We start from the raw sequence: 15,365 nt of genomic DNA, 5'->3' as shown, positions 1-15,365 counted from the left end.
GCAGTATGACGAGCGGTCCGGATCGAGACCAGCACCCGTCGCTGGGGACCTTACCGGTGCAGAAACCGGAGGAAAGACATGGGCGATACTGGATTCGAACCAGTGACCCCTTCCGTGTGAAGGAAGTGCGCTACCGCTGTGCTAATCGCCCGTCATTGCGGCCGACACCTCTTCGACGCTGAAAGTGATTCTTCCTGCGGCTGAGGGTTCCGGCCCGGCCCGTGGGCCAGAACCCTCCTACACGGTCGCCGAACTCACTGTCAAATGCCGGCTAGCTGCTGCAGCCAGTGCGCACCCGGCTGACCGCCACGGGATTGAATTCGATGCTCGCCGGCCCGGTGAACAGATCGGGCTGCAGGTCCCTCAGGGCCTGGGCGTCCCGGTCGAGGCGGTCCTGGGCGGCGGTGATGCGGGCCTCCCGCCGCTGGAGCCACCGGGCCCGCTCGCCGGCCACCTGCTGCTCCCAGGCCCCGAGGGCCTCCTCGTAGCGTTCGCGGTCGAGGCGCTGGTCCTCCGGGCGGTACCGGGATTCCCTGCCGTCGTCCAGGGGCTGGGGGGGCGCCACGCTGGGGCGGAAGGGGCTGTTGCGCGCCGCCGCCAGCTCCTGTTCGGCGTTGCGCAGGGACTCCATCAGGGTGGCGATCCTCCCCTGACGCCGGCGGCAGCTGTCGAGGGCCTCGCGCCGGGCGGCCGCCGCCTTCTCCATCGCCGCCCGCTCCATCGCCAGGCTGCGGTCCGTGCCGGGCAGGCAGCGGAAGTAGCTCAGGGCCGCCCTGAACGGATCGCCGGCGGCGGCGCTGAGCCGGCGGCAGCGCTCCTGGCCGGCCTCACTCACCCCGGCCCCCTGGCAGCCACCGGCCAGCAGGGTCAGGCCCAGCAGCACCGGCAGCAACGTCCGGACTCGGCTTCCACGGGAACTGGCCATCGCCCTCGAAACGCCCCTCGGAGGCACACCGCATCCATTGTCGCCACCGCCCCGGCGCTCCGATGGTCGACGCAGCCGCCCCCTACGGCGGCACTCGCACCACCCGGAAGGTCAGGTTGAGCCGGGGGGCGCCCACCTTCAGCCGCCGCGGCAGTCCGTGCTGCCAGTGGCGCTGGGTGGGCGGGTCCATCAGCAGCAGGTCCCCGTGGTCCAGTTCCACCGCCAGGGTCGGGGCGGTGCCCCGCTGGCGGGGGCGGAAGCGCAGGGTGCGGCTCGCCCCCAGGCTCAGGGAGGCGATCGGTGCCTCAGGGTCGAGCTCGGCCTCGTCATCGGCGTGCCAGCCCATGGCATCGCGGCCGTCGCGGTAGAGATTCAGCAGCAGGGAATTGAAGTCCCGCATGGCGGCCTCCCCCACACGCCGGCGGATGGCGCCGGTGAGGGGGGTCCAGGGCTCGATGGCGTTGTCCAGGCCCGAGTAGCGGTAGCCGCAGCCCGGATCGGCCATCCAGCAGGTGAGGCGGGGCATGGCGTGGCGGCGGCCGTAGACGGTGATGGACTCCTGCTTCCAGGGCACCTCCTCCAGCAGGGTCCGCAGCCAGCCATCGGCCTCCGCGGCCCCCACCCAACCCCGCCAGTGGCGCAGGCGGGGGGCCGCCGCCGTCACTCGGCGCCGCCGCGGAAGAGGTGGTTGTGGCTGGCGGAATAGAGCAGGGAACGGGCCCCGCCGGCGTCCCGCAGGGCCGGACTCACCACGTAGAGGGTGGTGCGGATCAGGTTCCGCTCGCGGCTGACCCGGGCCATCGCCTCGAGGGGCACCACCGTGAGCCACTGGTCGGGCCAGCTGACCCGGTAGCCGATGGCCACGGGGGTGTCCGCCGGGTAGTGCTGCAGGAGTTCCCCCTGCACCTCCTCCACATGGCGGGCGCTGAGGTAAAGGCACAGGGAGGCCTGCAGGGCGGCGAGCCGGGCCAGGGATTCCCGCTCCGGCGTGCCGGTGCGTCCGCCCGCCCGGCTCAGCACGATCGTCTGCACCCGGCCGGGGATGGTCAGCTCGGCCCCCAGGGCGGCGGCTGTGGCCTGGTAGGCGCTCAGGCCCGGCACCACCTCCACGGCCAGCCCGGCGTCGGCCAGCCGGCAGATCTGCTCCTGCAGGGCGCCGTAGAGGCAGGGATCGCCGTCATGGAGGCGCACCACCCGCTGCCCCGCCTGGGCCCGCTCCAGCACCACGGCCATCACCTCCTCGAGGGTGAGGGTGCTGGTGCGGACGCTCTCGCAGCCCGGCGGCGCCAGGGCGGCGATCTGGGGATTCACCAGGGAGTCGGTCCAGACCAGCACCTGGGCCGATTCGATGGCCCGCGCGGCCCGGAGGGTGAGCAGGTCCGGGGCGCCGGGACCGGCTCCCACGATCTGGACGGTGGCTGTCATGCGGTCAGGCCGGAGGGGTCGGGGAGGGGACGGCGGAAGCGGTAGAGCCAGAGCAGGCCCGCCCCCCCCAGCAGGATCAGCAGCAGGCTCATCAGCTGGGCCATGCGCAGGCCGCCGCTGCAGAAGGGGGGCTGGGAGAACAGGCAGAGGGGATCGAGCCGCAGCCCCTCGATCCAGAGGCGGCCGCTGCTGTAGGCCATCAGGTAGACGCAGCTCAGGGCACCGGCCGGCAGCCGCAGGCGGCCGCTGCCGCCGAGGCGGAACAGGACCAGGAGCAGGGCGCAGACCCCCAGGTTCCAGAGCGACTCGTACAGGAAGGTGGGATGGAACGACGCCTGCTCGAGGAACTCCTGCGGCCGGTTGGCCATGGGAATCGTCAGGGCCCAGGGGAGGTTGGTGGGCAGGCCGAAGGCCTCGGAGTTGAAGAAGTTGCCCCAGCGTCCAATCGCCTGGCCCAGTGCCACGGCGGGCACGAGCACATCCAGCAGCGGCCAGAAGGCCTGGCGGCGCCAGCGGCAGAAGAGCACCGTCACCAGCGTGCCGCCGATCAGGGCGCCGTGGATGGCGATGCCGCCGCGCCAGATGGCGAAGACATCGGACCAGTCACTGCGGTACTGGCGCCATTCCAGGGCCACGTAGTAGATCCGGGCACCCACGACGGCCCCGAGCACCATCAGGGGCAGCAGGTCGGCGATCAGGGCCGGGTCGATGCCCCTGAGGCGGCCCAGCCGGGTGGCCAGCAGCAGACCCAGCAGGACCGCCAGGGCGATGAGCAGGCCGTACCAGCGAACGGAAACGGGACCCAGCTGGAAGATCAGGGGTCCCGGGGAGGTGAAGAGGCCGAGAGGAAGGCTCAGAAGCCCTCCGCCGCCTGGACCTTCTCGATCTGGCGCTTCTTGAGCACCAGCATGATCTGGGCGAGGGCCACGGCGGCGAAGAAGGCCAGCAGGCCATAGATGCGCACCGGGTTCTGAAGCACCACCTCGGCGTCGATCTGGCCGAAGCCACCGACGTTGGGGTCGTTGGTGATCGGTGCGCCGGCCTCGACGGCGTCGCCGACGGCGACGGTCAGGGTGGGCCCGGCGGGCACCGTCTCGGTGACGCTGCCGGCGGCGTCGGTGATCTCCACCACGGTGGCGCCGTTGGCGTCGGTGCTGATGGCGCTGACCGTGCCGGCCGCCGGGGCGGTGTAGACGGTGTTGTTGGTCTTCTCACCCTCAGGGGTCACCTGGCCGCGGCCGCGGTTGGCTCCGACGTGGACCTGGTACTTGCCGAAGTGGATGGCGCTGTCGGTGGCCGGGTCGGGGGAAAGGATCGGGAAGACGATCTCCTGGTGCTGGTCACCGGGGAGGGGGCCCACCAGAAGGATGTTGGGCTGGTCGTCGCTGTACTGGGTGTAGTAGATGCCGGCGGTCTCCTCCTTGAGCTCATCGCTGAGGCGGTCCTGGGGGGCCAGGGTGAAGCCGTCGGGGAGCATCACCACCGCGCCCACGTTCAGGCCGGCGGGGCTGCCGTTACCGGAGACCTGCTGCACCGAGGTGTCGTAGGGGATTTCGACCACCGCCTTGAACACCGTGTCGGGGAACACCGCCTGGGGAACTTCCACCCGGGTGGCCTTCTTGGCCAGGTGGCAGTTGGCGCAGACGATCTTGCCCGTGGCCTCACGCGGGGTGGCGTAGTTCTGCTGGGCCCAGAAGGGGTAGGCCCAGCTGGGGCTGGCCCCCAGGAGCACCACGCCCAGCGACAGGCTGAGGGTGAGCAGGGTGCCGAACAGGGGGGAGAGGAAGCGGCGCATGGGGGTGGAGGTGGCGGGCGTCGGAGAGGAGAACGGGGAGGGATTCAGGCGCCGATCAGGCCCACCAGGCCTTTTCGCCCGTGCGGAAGTCGGTTTCGGTCCACTGGCTGAGGAACACGTTGTCGTTCTCGACGCTGACGTGGGCCAGGGCCAGGGAGAGGGGCGCCGGGCCGCGCACCACCTTGCCGGTGGCGTCGTACTGGCTGCCGTGGCAGGGGCAGATGAAGCGGTTGGCGCCGCTGTTCCAGGGCACCACGCAACCCAGGTGGGTGCAGATGGCGTTGATGCCGTAGTCGCCGATGGCCTCGCCGCCCTCGACCAGCAGGTAAGTGGGGTCACCCTTGAGACCCTGCACCAGGCTGCGGTCGCCTTCCTTGTGGGTGGCCAGCCAGCCGGTGGCGGTCACGCTGTTGCCCAGCTCGTCCTTGGCGGTGACGCCGCCACCGCTGCCGGCGGCCTTCGGCGGGATGAAGTAGTTCACCACCGGGTAGAGGGCACCCAGGGCCACCCCCGTGACGGAGCCGAAGGTCAGCAGGTTCATGAACTGGCGGCGGCCCATGCCGGGCACATCACCAGAGGCACCGCCGTTCGAAGAGGCCGCAGGGATCTGGGTCATAGGGAACGGCGCGGTGTGACCGATTGACGTGGCGCCCATTATGAACCTTGCCCTTCCCGCCCCGGGTCCGAGCCGCACCCGGCCGAGACCGGCTGCAACATGCTGTTGTGGAGTGCGCCGTCCGCCATGACCTCACCGGAACCGCTGCGGCGGGAGGAACTGCTGGAGCTGCTGCGCAGCCGCTGGCAGGCCTCCTATGACCTGCAGCTGGTCCAGCGTCGCGGCCGCCTCTATCTCCATGTGATGTGGGGCTATCTCGAGCAGCAGTCGTTCCCGCTCACCCGCGAGGCCTACGAGGCCCATCTCGAGGAGCTGGTGGGCTCCCTCAACGGCCTCGGGGTGGCGTCCCAGGTGCGCCAGTGGCTGCGGACCACCAACGACAGGCCCCGGCTGGGCAAGGCCCTGTCCCTGCCCCTGGAGCTGCCGGCGGGGCGCGCCAGCGAGTTCATGCTCTGAGGCCCGGCCGGGCGCCGGCCGTTCAGGTGGAGGGGGAGGGGGAGGGCCGCAGCCCCTCGGCCAGGGCCACCAGGGCCACCCCCAGCAGGTAAAGCGCCGTGATCGCCCCGGTGAGAAGCAGCATCGTGATCGGGTCGGTGGAGGGGGTCAGCACCGCCCCGGCCAGGGCCGCCACCAGCACCACCCAGCGCCAGGCTCCCAGCATGGTGCGCCAGTCGATCAGCCCCAGGGCGCCCAGCAGCAGCTGCAGCACCGGCAGCTGGAAGGCGAGGGCCGTGGCCACCATCAGCAGCAGCACGAAGTCGAGATAGCGCTCGATCGACCAGATCGGCTCCACCACATCGGCCCCGTAGGACACCAGGAAGCGCAGGGCGGCCGGCACCAGGGCCCACCAGGCGAAGGCCAGACCGGCCGCGAACAGCACCGTCGAGCCGGCGACGGCCGGGGCCACCAGCCGCCGCTCCCGCCGGGTCAGCCCCGGCAGCACGAAGGCCAGAACCTCGAAGATCACGTAGGGCAGGGCCAGGGTGAGCCCCGCATAGCCGGCCACCTTCAGCGACACGAACAGGAATTCACCCGGGGCCAGCTGCAGGAAGCGGATCCCCTCGGCCGGCACCTCCAGCAGCCGCACCAGGGGCCGCACCGCCAGCAGGCAGGCGGCGGCGCCGACCACCACCGCCAGCAGGCTGCGCAGCACCCGCCTGCGGAGCTCCTCGAGGTGCTCCACCAGGCTCATGTGCACCTCGCCGGGGAACTCGCCGGGGAAGGTGTCCTCGGGGATGGGGTCGCTCATGGCTGTTCCGTTCCCGGCAGCCTAGGGGGCGCGGCCAGCAGACCTGCGGCCCGTTCGGGCACCGCCCACAGCACCTCGCCCCCCCGGTGACGCACCGTGCCGGGGCCGGCGCCGGCGATGCGCTGCAGATCCGTGGTCGGCACCATCACCACCGGCACCCGGCCGTTGGCCCGGCCGCGGCTGAAGTGGGCCGCCAGGTCGGCCGCCTCCCGCAGGTCCGCGTCGCTGGGGGTGCCCTCCGAGCCCTTGAGCACCACGTGGCTGCCCGGACACTCCTGGGCATGGAACCAGAGGTCGCCGCGCCGGGCCTGCTGCAGGCTGATCCATTCGTTCTGGCGATGGTTGCGGCCCACCTGCAGCCGCAGGCCACCGCTGCTGCGCAGTTCCAGCGGGGCCGGAGCGCCGCCGGCCGCGCCGCGACGGACCCGCCGGGACGGCCCGGGCCCCTGGCCCTCCCGGGCGGGCAGCAGGACGGGGAGGTCCTCCTCCACGGCGGCCAGCTGGGCTCCGTTCTCTGCCTGCTCCAGGAAGGTGAGGCTGGCTTCGATGGCGGCCAGCCGTTGCTGATGCAGCTCCAGCCGCGGGGTGATCGCGGCGACCGAACGGCGCAGCTTGCGGGCCCGGCGGTACAGCCGCTGGGCTTCGTCGATCTCCTCCCGCGATGGCGACGGCAGGCTGAGCAGGCCGTCCGCCCGGTGCTGCATCGCGTCACTGCCGGGCACGGCCTCCAGCAGGCCCTGCTGCTGGTCGGCGTTGCGGCGCTCCCGGGCCGCGGCGTTCAGCAGCCGCTGCCGCAGGCTCGCCCGCCGCTGCTCCAGCTCCCGGCTCCCCAGGCGATCGGCGTAGTAGCCCGCCAGCCCCCGGTTGATCGCCCAGTCGTCGTAGTCGTCGTCGTCGTCGGTCGGCCCTTCGGGGTCCCAGCAGCGGTAGTCGCTGGGGCCGCCCCAGTCCAGCTGGAAGCGCTCCTCGGCCACCGTCTCCAGCCAGAGCTGCCAGCGGTGCCAGAGCTGCTGCCACGCCTCCGCCTCCAGGCTCTGCACCGGCCGGGCCAGCCCCTCCTGCGCCAGCTGGCGGGCCAGGGCCGGGCCGACCCCCTGGTAGGCGCCCATCAGGGCCTCGCCGACGGTCTGGGGCAGAAGGCCGAGGCGCCGCCGCCAGGAGGCGACCTCCTCCTCCAGCCGGGGCGGTTCGCCGGCCATGGGCGGTGGCGGCTGGTAGGGATCGCCGGTGCCGATCGGCCGCAGCCGCGACCGGTCCTGGCGCACCTGGCGGGCCAGGGCGATCACCCGCTGGTCCTCGTCGAGCAGGAACAGGTTGCTGTGGCGCCCCATCAGCTCCAGCACCAGCTGCCTCCGGATCGGCTCGCCGGGCCTGGGGGCGAAGCCCAGGGCCACCACCCGCTCCCAGCCCTGCTGCTCCAGGCTCACCAGGGCCAGGCCCCGCAGGCCGTGCTGCAGCTGCTGGGCCAGGGTGCTGCCCTCCCCCTGCTTCAGGGGCGGCTCGACCACCAGCAGGCGCGGGGCCTCCGCCAGCCAGCTGAGCTCCAGCCAGAGGGTGCCCCGCAGGCTGCGCAGGCCCAGCTGCAGGCGGTGGGCGTCGGGCTGCTGGGCCTTCTCGAAACGGCTGGGCAAAAGGCCGCGGCGCATCTCGGCCAGCACGGCCCGCAGGCTGGTCACATCCATGGCCTGGATGGACGGGGATGGGGCCATCGCCTCCTCTGTCGCCTCAGAGCGGTCCACCCCTACTGTGCGCCCCAGCGCCAGTCATCCATGGACTCCCCCCCCTCCAGCGGCCGGCTCACGGTGATCACCGGCCCCAGCGGGGTGGGCAAGGGGACCCTCGTGGCCCGGCTGCTGCAGCGGCACCCTGCCCTGTGGCTGTCCGTCTCGGCCACCACCCGCTCGCCCCGTCCCGGTGAGATCGACGGGCAGCACTACTTCTTCCTGACGCGCCCAGACTTCGAGGCCCAGGTGGCCAGCGGGGGCTTCCTGGAGTGGGCCGAGTTCGCGGGCCATCTCTACGGCACCCCCCGGCCCCCGGTGGAGGCCCAGCTCGCCCAGGGGCGTCCGGTGCTGCTGGAGATCGAGCTGGAGGGCGCCCGCCAGGTCAGGCGCACCTTTCCAGCGGCTTTCCAGTTGCTGATCAAGCCGCCCAGCTTCGAGGAACTGGAGCGCCGCATCCGCGGCCGCGGCACCGACAGCGACGAGGCGATCACGCGGCGGCTGGCGCGGGCACGCCAGGAGCTCACGGCCGAGGCGGAGTTCGATGCCGTGCTGGTCAACGGCGACCTTGACCTGGCCCTGCAGGAACTGGAGCGGCTGCTGGGATTTCGCGACGCCGTCTGACAGCACCGCCAGGTTCGTGCCGCCATGAAAAAAGCGGCCCTTCAAGGGCCGCAGGGTGGATTGGGCTGCCGCACTGGGGGTCAGCCCTGTCGCTGGCTTCAGGGTCAGTGAATGATCAGATCCGGGAAGAAGCGGAAGACCTCGATCGTGATGCCGGCGGTGAGGGTGAACCAGACGGCGGCCACGACGGGAGCGGTGGTGAGGAATTTCTTCATGGCTCTTGGAATCAGCGGGGGGAAACGGTGACTTTGGAGTCGGATTCCACCAGGGCTCCGCTGGTGAACTCCTTGAGAGCCGCCAGGGGCCAGACGGCGGCGGCCAGGGTGGTCTTGAAGGCCAGGGGCAGATCGATCTGGATTTCACGCATGGTGGCGTCCTTGCTGCCGCGAATGGCGATCAGGTAGCCACGGCCGGCCCAGCCGATCGTGCCGGCGATGTACAGAAAGAGCAGGCCGGGAATCGTGAAGTCACCGGCGTGGCTCCAGCGGCCATCCGTGATCAGGTGGGGCAGGCCATCGGTGCCACACAGGGCCTCCCCGTAATACGCGAAGCGGGCCTTGGCCTGATCCGTTTTCGCAGCGGCGGCGCGCTGCTGGAAGCGGGGGGTCTCGCTGCAGGGGGTGAGTCCGCCGATGTCGGCCCGGGCCGAGGGGGCGAAGCCGAAGAGCAGGAACACGGACGCCACCAGGGCGAAGGCCCGGATGGCGAAGGAACGACTGGAGAGAAGACGGCGCATGGAGAGGGGCCGCGGGGGAACTGCCGCGGGGCAGGATGGCTCGTGCGGACAGTAGGGGAGCTCCCCAGGGAGCATGCGCACGGTTCTGGCCCTCGAAACAAGTTGTGACGAGTCAGCGGCGGCGATCGTGGCCGGTCGGCGGGTGCTGGCGGGGGCCGTGGCCTCCCAGATGGAGGAGCACGCCCGCTGGGGCGGGGTGGTGCCGGAGATCGCCTCGCGCCGCCACGTGGAGGCGCTGCCGGCCCTGATCGCCCGGGTGCTGGAGGAGAGCGGTCTGGCCATGGCCGATCTCGATGCCGTCGCCGCCACGGTCGCCCCCGGCCTGGCCGGGGCCCTGCTGGTGGGGTCGGTCACGGCCCGCACCCTGGCGCGGCTGCATGGCAAGCCCTTCCTGGGGGTGCACCACCTGGAGGGGCATCTGTGCTCGGTGCACCTGGGCGACCCCCTGCCGGCGGGTCCCTACCTCGTGCTGCTGGTCAGCGGCGGCCACACCGAGCTGATCCGCGTCGATGGTCCCGGGGCCTACACCCGCCTGGGCCGCAGCCGCGACGATGCGGCCGGAGAATGCTTCGACAAGGTGGCCCGGCTGCTCGGGCTGGGCTACCCGGGTGGGCCCGCCATCGAGGCGGCGGCGGCCGGTGGCGACTCCGGTCGTTTCCGCTTCCCCAAGGGAAGGGTCTCCCTTCCCGAAGGGGGCTTCCATCCCTACGACTTCAGCTTCAGCGGCCTCAAGACGGCGGTGCTGCGCCAGGTGCAGCGGCTCGCTGGCGAGGGCGTTCCCCTGCCAGTGGCCGACCTGGCGGCGAGCTTCGAGCAGGGGGTGGCCGAGGTGCTGGTGGAGCGCAGCTGCCGCTGTGCCGTCGAGGCGGGCCTGGAGACGGTGGTGCTGGTGGGGGGCGTGGCCGCCAACCGGCGCCTGCGCCGCCTGATGGCGGAGGCGACCGCCGCCCGCGGCCTCTCCTGGCGCGTCGCGCCCCTGGCCTACTGCACCGACAACGCCGCCATGGTGGGCCTGGCGGCGGTCGAGCGGCTCGAGGCGGGGGGGCGCAGCGGGATCAGCCTGGGGGTGGCGGCCCGGCTCCCCCTGGAGCAGGCGGGCTCGCTCTATGCGCCACAGCCACCCTTTTGATGCCCTTAAGGTGGGTGGATCGCCTTACCGTCTGGCCCCATGGCCCCCGCGAACCCCCTGCCCATTGAGCAGGGCGAAACCTCCCTCATCGACACGGAACCCGTGTCCCAGCAGGAACTCAACGCCTGGCGCCGTGGTTTCACCCCCCAGGCCGAGATCTGGAACGGCCGTCTGGCGATGCTCGGCCTTTCCGTGGGCCTCGGAGTTCTGCTGCTGGTGCGGCTGGCCGGCGGCTGAGCTCCGGCCCGTTTCTCCGCCCTCCCACAGTCCTCAGTCTTCCGAAAATCTGCTGTTCATGTCCGCCCGCGCATCGTCTGGGCCAGTTCGCTGGGCCTGAGGCTGGCGGCGAGAGCATCTTCCGCGTGGACCCTGCCGGCGGACACCAGATTGGCGAGATACTGGTTGGAGGTGATCATGCCGTCGAAACCGCTGCGGGCCATGATCGATTCAATCTCATCGAGATTGGCCCGCATGATGTAGTCCTTGCAGGCATCAGTGTTGATGAAGACGTCGTGGTACGACGCCCGTTTGCCATCCACCGTCTTGATCAGGCCCTGGGAGATCACCCCCAGCAGCGAATCGGCCACCGATCGCCGGATGATCTCCTGTTCGTCGGGGGGATACATACCCAGCATCCGCTCGACGGAGCGCACGGCCGAGTTGGTGTGCAGGGTGCCCAGCAGCAGGTGTCCGGTCTGGGACGCTTCGATCGCGGTGGTGAGGGTGTCCTGGTCGCGGATCTCCCCCACCAGGATCACGTCCGGATCCTCCCGGAGTGCGGCGCGGAGCGCCGTCTTGAAGTGGCGGGTGTGGCTGCCCAGTTCCCGCTGGCGGATCAGGGACTGGCGGCTCTGGTGCACGAATTCGACCGGATCCTCGATGGTGAGGATGTGGCGCTTCATCGTGCGGTTGATGTGGTCGATCACCGCGGCCAGGGTGGTGCTCTTGCCTGAGCCCGTCGGGCCGGTGACCAGAAGCATGCCCTTGGGACGCTGGGCCAGATCCTTGAGCACCGGCGGCAGGTTGAGCTCGTCGATGGTGGGAATGGCCTGGGGAATCAGCCGCAGGACCATCGCCGGACCCTGTAGGGATTCGAGCAGGTTGATCCGCACCCGCACGAAACCGAAGGCATAGGAGCCGTCGTATTCCTTCTGCTGGAAGAAACGATCGATCTGGGCCGGCTCCAGGATCTCCCGGAGCCAGTCGCGGAAGGTGTTGCCATCAGTCATGCCCAGACCGGCGAGGATCATGTCGCCGCGGCTGCGGAACCGGGGCGCCTCACCGACGCCGAGGTGGATGTCGGAGAAATTCCGTTCGAAGGCCACCCGAACGATCTGCTCGAGCGTCGGCGGGGCTCCACCATCGTCCGACATCGGCGTGCCCTGGACGGAAAGGGCAGCCCCTGCCTGCAGGCTCACGGGGGGCGGTGGTGGTGGGGCCTGGGGCATGGAGGAACGCGGCTGGAGCGCGGGGCGGTCCCGCTGATCGATGGCGTTGGTCGAATGAGGCGGGCGAATTCGCCGACACGAATGTGACGCTCCGGGGGGATCCTAGGGGCGGATTCGCATCTGTGGACCGGGGCGACGACCGGCGCCCCGCCTGGCCGGGGAGTGGCGAACCCAGGCTGCCTAGGATCGTCCAATCCGCGTCGGCCCGTGTCCCTACAGCCTCTGGTCAGCATCGTTCTGGGCACGCGCCCCGAGGCCATCAAGCTGGCTCCGGTGATCCTGGCCTTCCAGCGGTCGCAGGACTTCCGCACCCGCGTCGTCCTCACCGGACAGCATCGCGAGATGGTCACCCAGGTGATGCATCTGTTCGGCCTCACCGCCGACCATGACCTGGCCCTGATGGCCCCGAAGCAGACCCTCACCCACGTCACCTGCGCCGCCCTGCAGGGACTGAAGCAGGAGTTCGAGGAGCACCGCCCCGACCTCGTGCTCGTCCAGGGCGACACCACCACCGCCTTCGCCAGCGCCCTGGCCGCCTTCTACGAACAGATCCCCGTCGGCCACGTGGAGGCCGGCCTGCGCACCGACGACCTGCTCGACCCCTTCCCCGAGGAAGCCAACCGCCGCCTGATCTCCCAGCTGGCCCGCCTCCACTTCGCCCCCACGGCCCAGTCGGCGGCGAACCTGAGGGCCTCGGGGGTGGTGGGCGAGATCCTCACCACGGGCAACACGGTCATTGATGCCCTGCTGCTCATGGCCAGCACGGCCCCCGACTGGGACCTGCCCGGCCTCGACTGGCAGAACCAGCGGGTGCTGCTGGCCACCGTGCACCGCCGCGAGAACTGGGGCGAGCGCCTCCAGGACATCGGCCGTGGCTTCCTCGCCCTGCTCGAACGCTTCCCCGACACCGCCCTGCTGCTGCCGCTGCACCGCAATCCCACGGTGCGGGAGCCCCTGCAGGCCCTGCTCGGCTCCCACCCCCGCGCCTTCCTCATCGAGCCGCTCGACTACGACCGCCTGGTGGCGGCGATGCGCGGCTGCACGCTGCTGCTCACCGATTCGGGTGGCCTGCAGGAGGAGGCCCCGGCCCTGGGCAAGCCCGTGCTGGTGCTGCGCCGCACCACCGAGCGGCCGGAGGCGGTGGCGGCGGGCACGGCGAAGCTGATCGGCACCGACAGCGAGGCGATCGTGGCGGAGGGCAGCCGGCTCCTGGAGGACCCGGAGGCCTACGGGGCCATGGCCCACGCCCACAACCCCTTCGGCGACGGGGCGGCCAGTGGCCGGATCGTCGAGGCGGCGCGCCGCTACCTGGGCCTCGCCACCTAGGGGCGCTTCTTGGCCCAGGGGGGCAGGTCGATGAACACCCGGGTGCCGCTCTCCAGGCCCGAGAGGATCTGGGTGTCCTTGCCGCTGCTGGCCCCCAGCTCCACGGGCTGGAAGGTGGGTTCCTGGCCCTTGCCCACCAGCAGCACCCCCGGCCGGCCGTCCTCGGTGACGATGGCGACGGTGGGCACCACGGTCCTGGCCTGAAGGGTGCCGGTCTGGAAGTCGATGTCGGCGGTCATGCCGATGCGCAGTTCCGGGGCCGGATCGGTCAGCTGGAGCTTCACCTCAAAGGAGGTGACGTTGTTGGTCTTCACCGCCCTCGGGGCGATCTGGCGCACCCTGGCCTGGAAGCGACGGTCGGGGAAGGCATCGACGCGCACGCTGGCGGGCAGGCCCACCCGCAGCCGGCCGATGTCGCTTTCCGGCACCTTGGCGACCACCTCCAGCCCTTCGGAGAGCTCCACGATCGAGGAGCTGGTGGCGCCGGCGGTGGCCGAAGCGGTGGTGGTGGGGGTGACGAAGGCGCCCGGTTCGGCGTAGCGCTGGCTGATCACCCCGTCGAAGGGGGCCCGCACGATCAGCTCGTCCTTCTCCACCATGCGCTGGCGGAGCCGTTGCCGGGCGGCGGCGGTGGCCAGGCGCCGCACCTCCGCCTCGGAACGGAAGCGGTTCATGGTGTCGAGGCTGATCGCCCCCTGGCGGAACAGGGGTTCGTTGCGGCGCAGCTCGCTGTCGCTGCGGCGCTGCTCCGACTCCGCCGACTGAACGTTGGCCTGCAGTTCCATCAGCCGGTCGCGCAGGTCGCCGTCATCCATCAGGGCCAGGGGCTGGCCCCGGCGCACGCTGTCGCCCTCGTCGACCATCAGCTCCAGCAGCACCCCCTGCCGCTTGGGGCTGACATTCACCCGCTTGACGGCATCGAGCTCGCCGCTGGCGGTGATCACCCCGGGCAGGGAGCCCTCGCGGGCCACCACGGTGAAGGGGGCTAGGTCGCGGCCGGCCTGCAGGCGCTGCCGCTGCCAGAGCCCGGCGGTGGCGAGCAGGGCCAGGCCCACCGCCAGGCCGATCCAGAGGCGGCGGCGGCGGCCGCGGCGCCGGCCCTTCACCGCGGGAGTGGCTGGCGGGGGCGCCTCCCGGGTCGGAGCGGGGGCCGGCGGCAGGGGGGTGATGGCGGGAATGGGCCGGCGGATCGCTTGGGATAGTTTCGCGCGCCCGCGCGGTGGTTGTGAACGGCGGGAGACCGAAGGCCCCCGTCCGGGCGCCCCCTACATTTCCCCCATGCTCAAAGCCGGAATCGTCGGGCTGCCCAATGTGGGCAAGTCGACCCTCTTCAACGCCCTGGTGGCCAACGCCCAGGCCCAGGCGGCCAACTTCCCCTTCTGCACCATCGAGCCCAACGTGGGGGTGGTGGCGGTTCCCGATGAGCGCCTGCAGAAGCTCTCCGATCTCTCCAGTTCCAAGGAGATCGTGCCGACCCGCGTCGAATTCGTGGACATCGCCGGGCTGGTGCAGGGGGCGAGCCAGGGGGAGGGACTCGGCAACAAGTTCCTGGCCAACATCCGCGAAGTCGATGCCATCGTCCACGTGGTGCGCTGCTTCGAGGACGACGACGTGATCCACGTCTCCGGCAGCGTCGACCCGGTGCGGGACGCCGAGATCATCAACCTGGAACTGGGCCTGGCGGATCTGGCCCAGATCGAGAAGCGGCGCGAGCGGCTCAAGAAACAGATGCGCACCAGCAAGGAGGCCGCCGCGGAGGACGGCGCCCTGGCCCGGCTGCAGGCGGAACTGGAGCAGGGCGGCGCCGTGCGGCGGGTGACCCTGACCGAGGAGGAGCAGGCCCTGGTGCGCAACCTGGGCCTGCTGACCGGCAAGCCGATCATCTATGCCACCAACGTCAGCGAGGACGACCTGGCGGAGGGCAACGCCTGGGTGGCCGCCGTCGAGGCCCTGGCCGCCCGGGAGGGGGCCGAAGCGGTGCGCATCTCCGCCCAGGTGGAGGCCGAGCTGGTGGATCTGGCCGCCGAGGAGCGCTCCGACTACCTGGCCGGGCTGGGGGTGAGCGAGGGCGGTCTGCAGAGCCTGATCCGCGCCACCTATCGCCTGCTGGGTCTGCGCACCTACTTCACCACCGGCGAGAAGGAGACCCGGGCCTGGACGATCACCGCCGGCATGACCGCCCCCCAGGCGGCCGGTGTGATCCACACCGATTTCGAGCGCGGCTTCATCCGTGCCCAGACCATCGCCTACGCCCAGCTGCTGGAGGCCGGCACCCTGGCCGAGGCCCGCAACCGGGGCTGGCTGCGCAGCGAGGGCAAGGAGTATGTGGTGGCCGAGGGGGATGTGATGGAGTTCCTGTTCAACGTCTGAC

Annotated in this window: 18 protein-coding genes and 1 tRNA gene; 6 read left to right on the top strand and 13 right to left on the bottom strand. The window is 71.2% G+C overall.

Annotation, left to right across the window (positions count from 1 at the left end):
• Positions 1 to 79: 79 nt before the first annotated feature.
• The 7 genes from CJZ86_RS05080 to petC form a co-directional block, all read right to left on the bottom strand.
• Positions 80 to 151: transfer RNA gene (locus CJZ86_RS05080), tRNA-Val, on the bottom strand.
• A 120-nt stretch (positions 152 to 271) separates the two neighbouring features.
• On the bottom strand, positions 272 to 925 hold the full coding sequence (locus tag CJZ86_RS05075) for a hypothetical protein (protein ID WP_143594037.1): 654 nt from the start codon (positions 923 to 925) through the stop codon (positions 272 to 274).
• A gap of 82 nt (positions 926 to 1,007) precedes the next feature.
• Positions 1,008 to 1,589 (bottom strand): alpha-ketoglutarate-dependent dioxygenase AlkB family protein, encoded by a 582-nt coding sequence (locus CJZ86_RS05070; protein ID WP_094584864.1) that lies wholly within the window; start codon positions 1,587 to 1,589, stop codon positions 1,008 to 1,010.
• Positions 1,586 to 2,350 (bottom strand): precorrin-4 C(11)-methyltransferase, encoded by a 765-nt coding sequence (gene cobM, locus CJZ86_RS05065; protein ID WP_094584863.1) that lies wholly within the window; start codon positions 2,348 to 2,350, stop codon positions 1,586 to 1,588. The genes CJZ86_RS05070 and cobM overlap by 4 nt, the downstream gene beginning before the upstream one ends.
• Entirely contained in the window at positions 2,347 to 3,207 is an 861-nt protein-coding gene (gene lgt, locus CJZ86_RS05060) for a prolipoprotein diacylglyceryl transferase (RefSeq protein ID WP_094584862.1), read from the bottom strand. Before lgt ends, cobM begins: the two co-directional genes overlap by 4 nt.
• Positions 3,204 to 4,145, bottom strand: coding sequence for a cytochrome f (gene petA / locus CJZ86_RS05055; protein ID WP_094584861.1), 942 nt, complete (start codon positions 4,143 to 4,145; stop codon positions 3,204 to 3,206). The genes lgt and petA overlap by 4 nt, the downstream gene beginning before the upstream one ends.
• Positions 4,146 to 4,200: 55 nt before the next feature.
• Positions 4,201 to 4,761 carry a cytochrome b6-f complex iron-sulfur subunit gene (petC, locus tag CJZ86_RS05050; RefSeq protein ID WP_094584860.1) on the bottom strand — a complete coding sequence of 187 codons (561 nt, stop codon included), beginning with the start codon at positions 4,759 to 4,761 and terminating at the stop codon, positions 4,201 to 4,203.
• A gap of 126 nt (positions 4,762 to 4,887) precedes the next feature.
• On the opposite strand from petC, the gene CJZ86_RS05045 reads away from it, so the two are divergent.
• The gene (locus CJZ86_RS05045; protein WP_233133851.1) at positions 4,888 to 5,217 is read left to right on the top strand and encodes a DUF3067 family protein; all 330 of its coding nucleotides are present in this window, start codon (positions 4,888 to 4,890) and stop codon (positions 5,215 to 5,217) included.
• 22 nt (positions 5,218 to 5,239) lie between these two features.
• On the opposite strand, the gene tatC is transcribed toward CJZ86_RS05045, so the two are convergent.
• The gene (tatC, locus tag CJZ86_RS05040) at positions 5,240 to 6,010 is read right to left on the bottom strand and encodes a twin-arginine translocase subunit TatC (RefSeq protein WP_094584858.1); all 771 of its coding nucleotides are present in this window, start codon (positions 6,008 to 6,010) and stop codon (positions 5,240 to 5,242) included.
• On the bottom strand, positions 6,007 to 7,719 hold the full coding sequence (locus CJZ86_RS05035) for an Rqc2 family fibronectin-binding protein (RefSeq protein WP_094584904.1): 1,713 nt from the start codon (positions 7,717 to 7,719) through the stop codon (positions 6,007 to 6,009). The genes tatC and CJZ86_RS05035 overlap by 4 nt, the downstream gene beginning before the upstream one ends.
• 60 nt (positions 7,720 to 7,779) lie before the next feature.
• Between CJZ86_RS05035 and gmk the strand changes: the two genes are divergently transcribed.
• Positions 7,780 to 8,355 carry a guanylate kinase gene (gmk, locus tag CJZ86_RS05030; RefSeq protein ID WP_094584857.1) on the top strand — a complete coding sequence of 192 codons (576 nt, stop codon included), beginning with the start codon at positions 7,780 to 7,782 and terminating at the stop codon, positions 8,353 to 8,355.
• A 104-nt stretch (positions 8,356 to 8,459) separates the two neighbouring features.
• On the opposite strand, the gene CJZ86_RS05025 is transcribed toward gmk, so the two are convergent.
• Positions 8,460 to 8,570, bottom strand: coding sequence for a Photosystem I reaction center subunit IX (locus CJZ86_RS05025; RefSeq protein WP_094584856.1), 111 nt, complete (start codon positions 8,568 to 8,570; stop codon positions 8,460 to 8,462).
• 11 nt (positions 8,571 to 8,581) lie between these two features.
• Positions 8,582 to 9,091, bottom strand: coding sequence for a Photosystem I reaction center subunit III (locus tag CJZ86_RS05020; protein ID WP_094584855.1), 510 nt, complete (start codon positions 9,089 to 9,091; stop codon positions 8,582 to 8,584).
• Positions 9,092 to 9,164: 73 nt separating this feature from the next.
• Between CJZ86_RS05020 and tsaD the strand changes: the two genes are divergently transcribed.
• Both tsaD and CJZ86_RS05010 read left to right on the top strand, forming a co-directional pair.
• The gene (gene tsaD, locus CJZ86_RS05015) at positions 9,165 to 10,220 is read left to right on the top strand and encodes a tRNA (adenosine(37)-N6)-threonylcarbamoyltransferase complex transferase subunit TsaD (protein ID WP_094584854.1); all 1,056 of its coding nucleotides are present in this window, start codon (positions 9,165 to 9,167) and stop codon (positions 10,218 to 10,220) included.
• A 39-nt stretch (positions 10,221 to 10,259) separates the two neighbouring features.
• Positions 10,260 to 10,457 (top strand): high light inducible protein, encoded by a 198-nt coding sequence (locus CJZ86_RS05010; RefSeq protein ID WP_094584853.1) that lies wholly within the window; start codon positions 10,260 to 10,262, stop codon positions 10,455 to 10,457.
• A gap of 56 nt (positions 10,458 to 10,513) precedes the next feature.
• Here the strand turns inward: CJZ86_RS05010 and CJZ86_RS05005 are convergent, their stop codons facing one another.
• On the bottom strand, positions 10,514 to 11,593 hold the full coding sequence (locus CJZ86_RS05005) for a type IV pilus twitching motility protein PilT (protein WP_094584852.1): 1,080 nt from the start codon (positions 11,591 to 11,593) through the stop codon (positions 10,514 to 10,516).
• Between the two features lie 282 nt (positions 11,594 to 11,875).
• Between CJZ86_RS05005 and wecB the strand changes: the two genes are divergently transcribed.
• Positions 11,876 to 12,994, top strand: a complete 1,119-nt coding sequence (gene wecB, locus CJZ86_RS05000; protein ID WP_094584851.1) for a non-hydrolyzing UDP-N-acetylglucosamine 2-epimerase — start codon at positions 11,876 to 11,878, stop codon at positions 12,992 to 12,994.
• Here the strand turns inward: wecB and CJZ86_RS04995 are convergent.
• Complete coding sequence (locus CJZ86_RS04995; protein ID WP_233133850.1) at positions 12,991 to 14,100, bottom strand: efflux RND transporter periplasmic adaptor subunit; 1,110 nt, start codon at positions 14,098 to 14,100, stop codon at positions 12,991 to 12,993. The two genes, wecB and CJZ86_RS04995, sit on opposite strands and share 4 nt — an antisense overlap.
• 172 nt (positions 14,101 to 14,272) lie before the next feature.
• On the opposite strand from CJZ86_RS04995, the gene ychF reads away from it, so the two are divergent.
• Complete coding sequence (gene ychF / locus CJZ86_RS04990) at positions 14,273 to 15,364, top strand: redox-regulated ATPase YchF (protein ID WP_094584850.1); 1,092 nt, start codon at positions 14,273 to 14,275, stop codon at positions 15,362 to 15,364.
• Position 15,365: the final 1 nt, after the last annotated feature.

Origin of the sequence: Synechococcus sp. BO 8801 (assembly GCF_002252675.1) — a bacterium.
GTDB lineage: Bacteria > Cyanobacteriota > Cyanobacteriia > PCC-6307 > Cyanobiaceae > Cyanobium.
This window is presented reverse-complemented; position numbering and strand designations above follow the sequence as displayed.

What these genes read in the sequence shown, in the direction of transcription:
- petA (WP_094584861.1), bottom strand. Translation starts at nt 4,145, where the DNA reads ATGCGCCGCTTCCTCTCCCCCCTGTTCGGCACCCTGCTCACCCTCAGC.
- CJZ86_RS05035 (WP_094584904.1), bottom strand. Translation starts at nt 7,719, where the DNA reads ATGGCCCCATCCCCGTCCATCCAGGCCATGGATGTGACCAGCCTGCGG.
- gmk (WP_094584857.1), top strand. Translation starts at nt 7,780, where the DNA reads ATGGACTCCCCCCCCTCCAGCGGCCGGCTCACGGTGATCACCGGCCCC.
- CJZ86_RS05045 (WP_233133851.1), top strand. Translation starts at nt 4,888, where the DNA reads ATGACCTCACCGGAACCGCTGCGGCGGGAGGAACTGCTGGAGCTGCTG.
- cobM (WP_094584863.1), bottom strand. Translation starts at nt 2,350, where the DNA reads ATGACAGCCACCGTCCAGATCGTGGGAGCCGGTCCCGGCGCCCCGGAC.
- CJZ86_RS05025 (WP_094584856.1), bottom strand. Translation starts at nt 8,570, where the DNA reads ATGAAGAAATTCCTCACCACCGCTCCCGTCGTGGCCGCCGTCTGGTTC.
- CJZ86_RS05075 (WP_143594037.1), bottom strand. Translation starts at nt 925, where the DNA reads ATGGCCAGTTCCCGTGGAAGCCGAGTCCGGACGTTGCTGCCGGTGCTG.
- CJZ86_RS05020 (WP_094584855.1), bottom strand. Translation starts at nt 9,091, where the DNA reads ATGCGCCGTCTTCTCTCCAGTCGTTCCTTCGCCATCCGGGCCTTCGCC.
- CJZ86_RS05005 (WP_094584852.1), bottom strand. Translation starts at nt 11,593, where the DNA reads ATGTCGGACGATGGTGGAGCCCCGCCGACGCTCGAGCAGATCGTTCGG.
- tsaD (WP_094584854.1), top strand. Translation starts at nt 9,165, where the DNA reads ATGCGCACGGTTCTGGCCCTCGAAACAAGTTGTGACGAGTCAGCGGCG.
- tatC (WP_094584858.1), bottom strand. Translation starts at nt 6,010, where the DNA reads ATGAGCGACCCCATCCCCGAGGACACCTTCCCCGGCGAGTTCCCCGGC.
- petC (WP_094584860.1), bottom strand. Translation starts at nt 4,761, where the DNA reads ATGACCCAGATCCCTGCGGCCTCTTCGAACGGCGGTGCCTCTGGTGAT.
- CJZ86_RS05010 (WP_094584853.1), top strand. Translation starts at nt 10,260, where the DNA reads ATGGCCCCCGCGAACCCCCTGCCCATTGAGCAGGGCGAAACCTCCCTC.
- ychF (WP_094584850.1), top strand. Translation starts at nt 14,273, where the DNA reads ATGCTCAAAGCCGGAATCGTCGGGCTGCCCAATGTGGGCAAGTCGACC.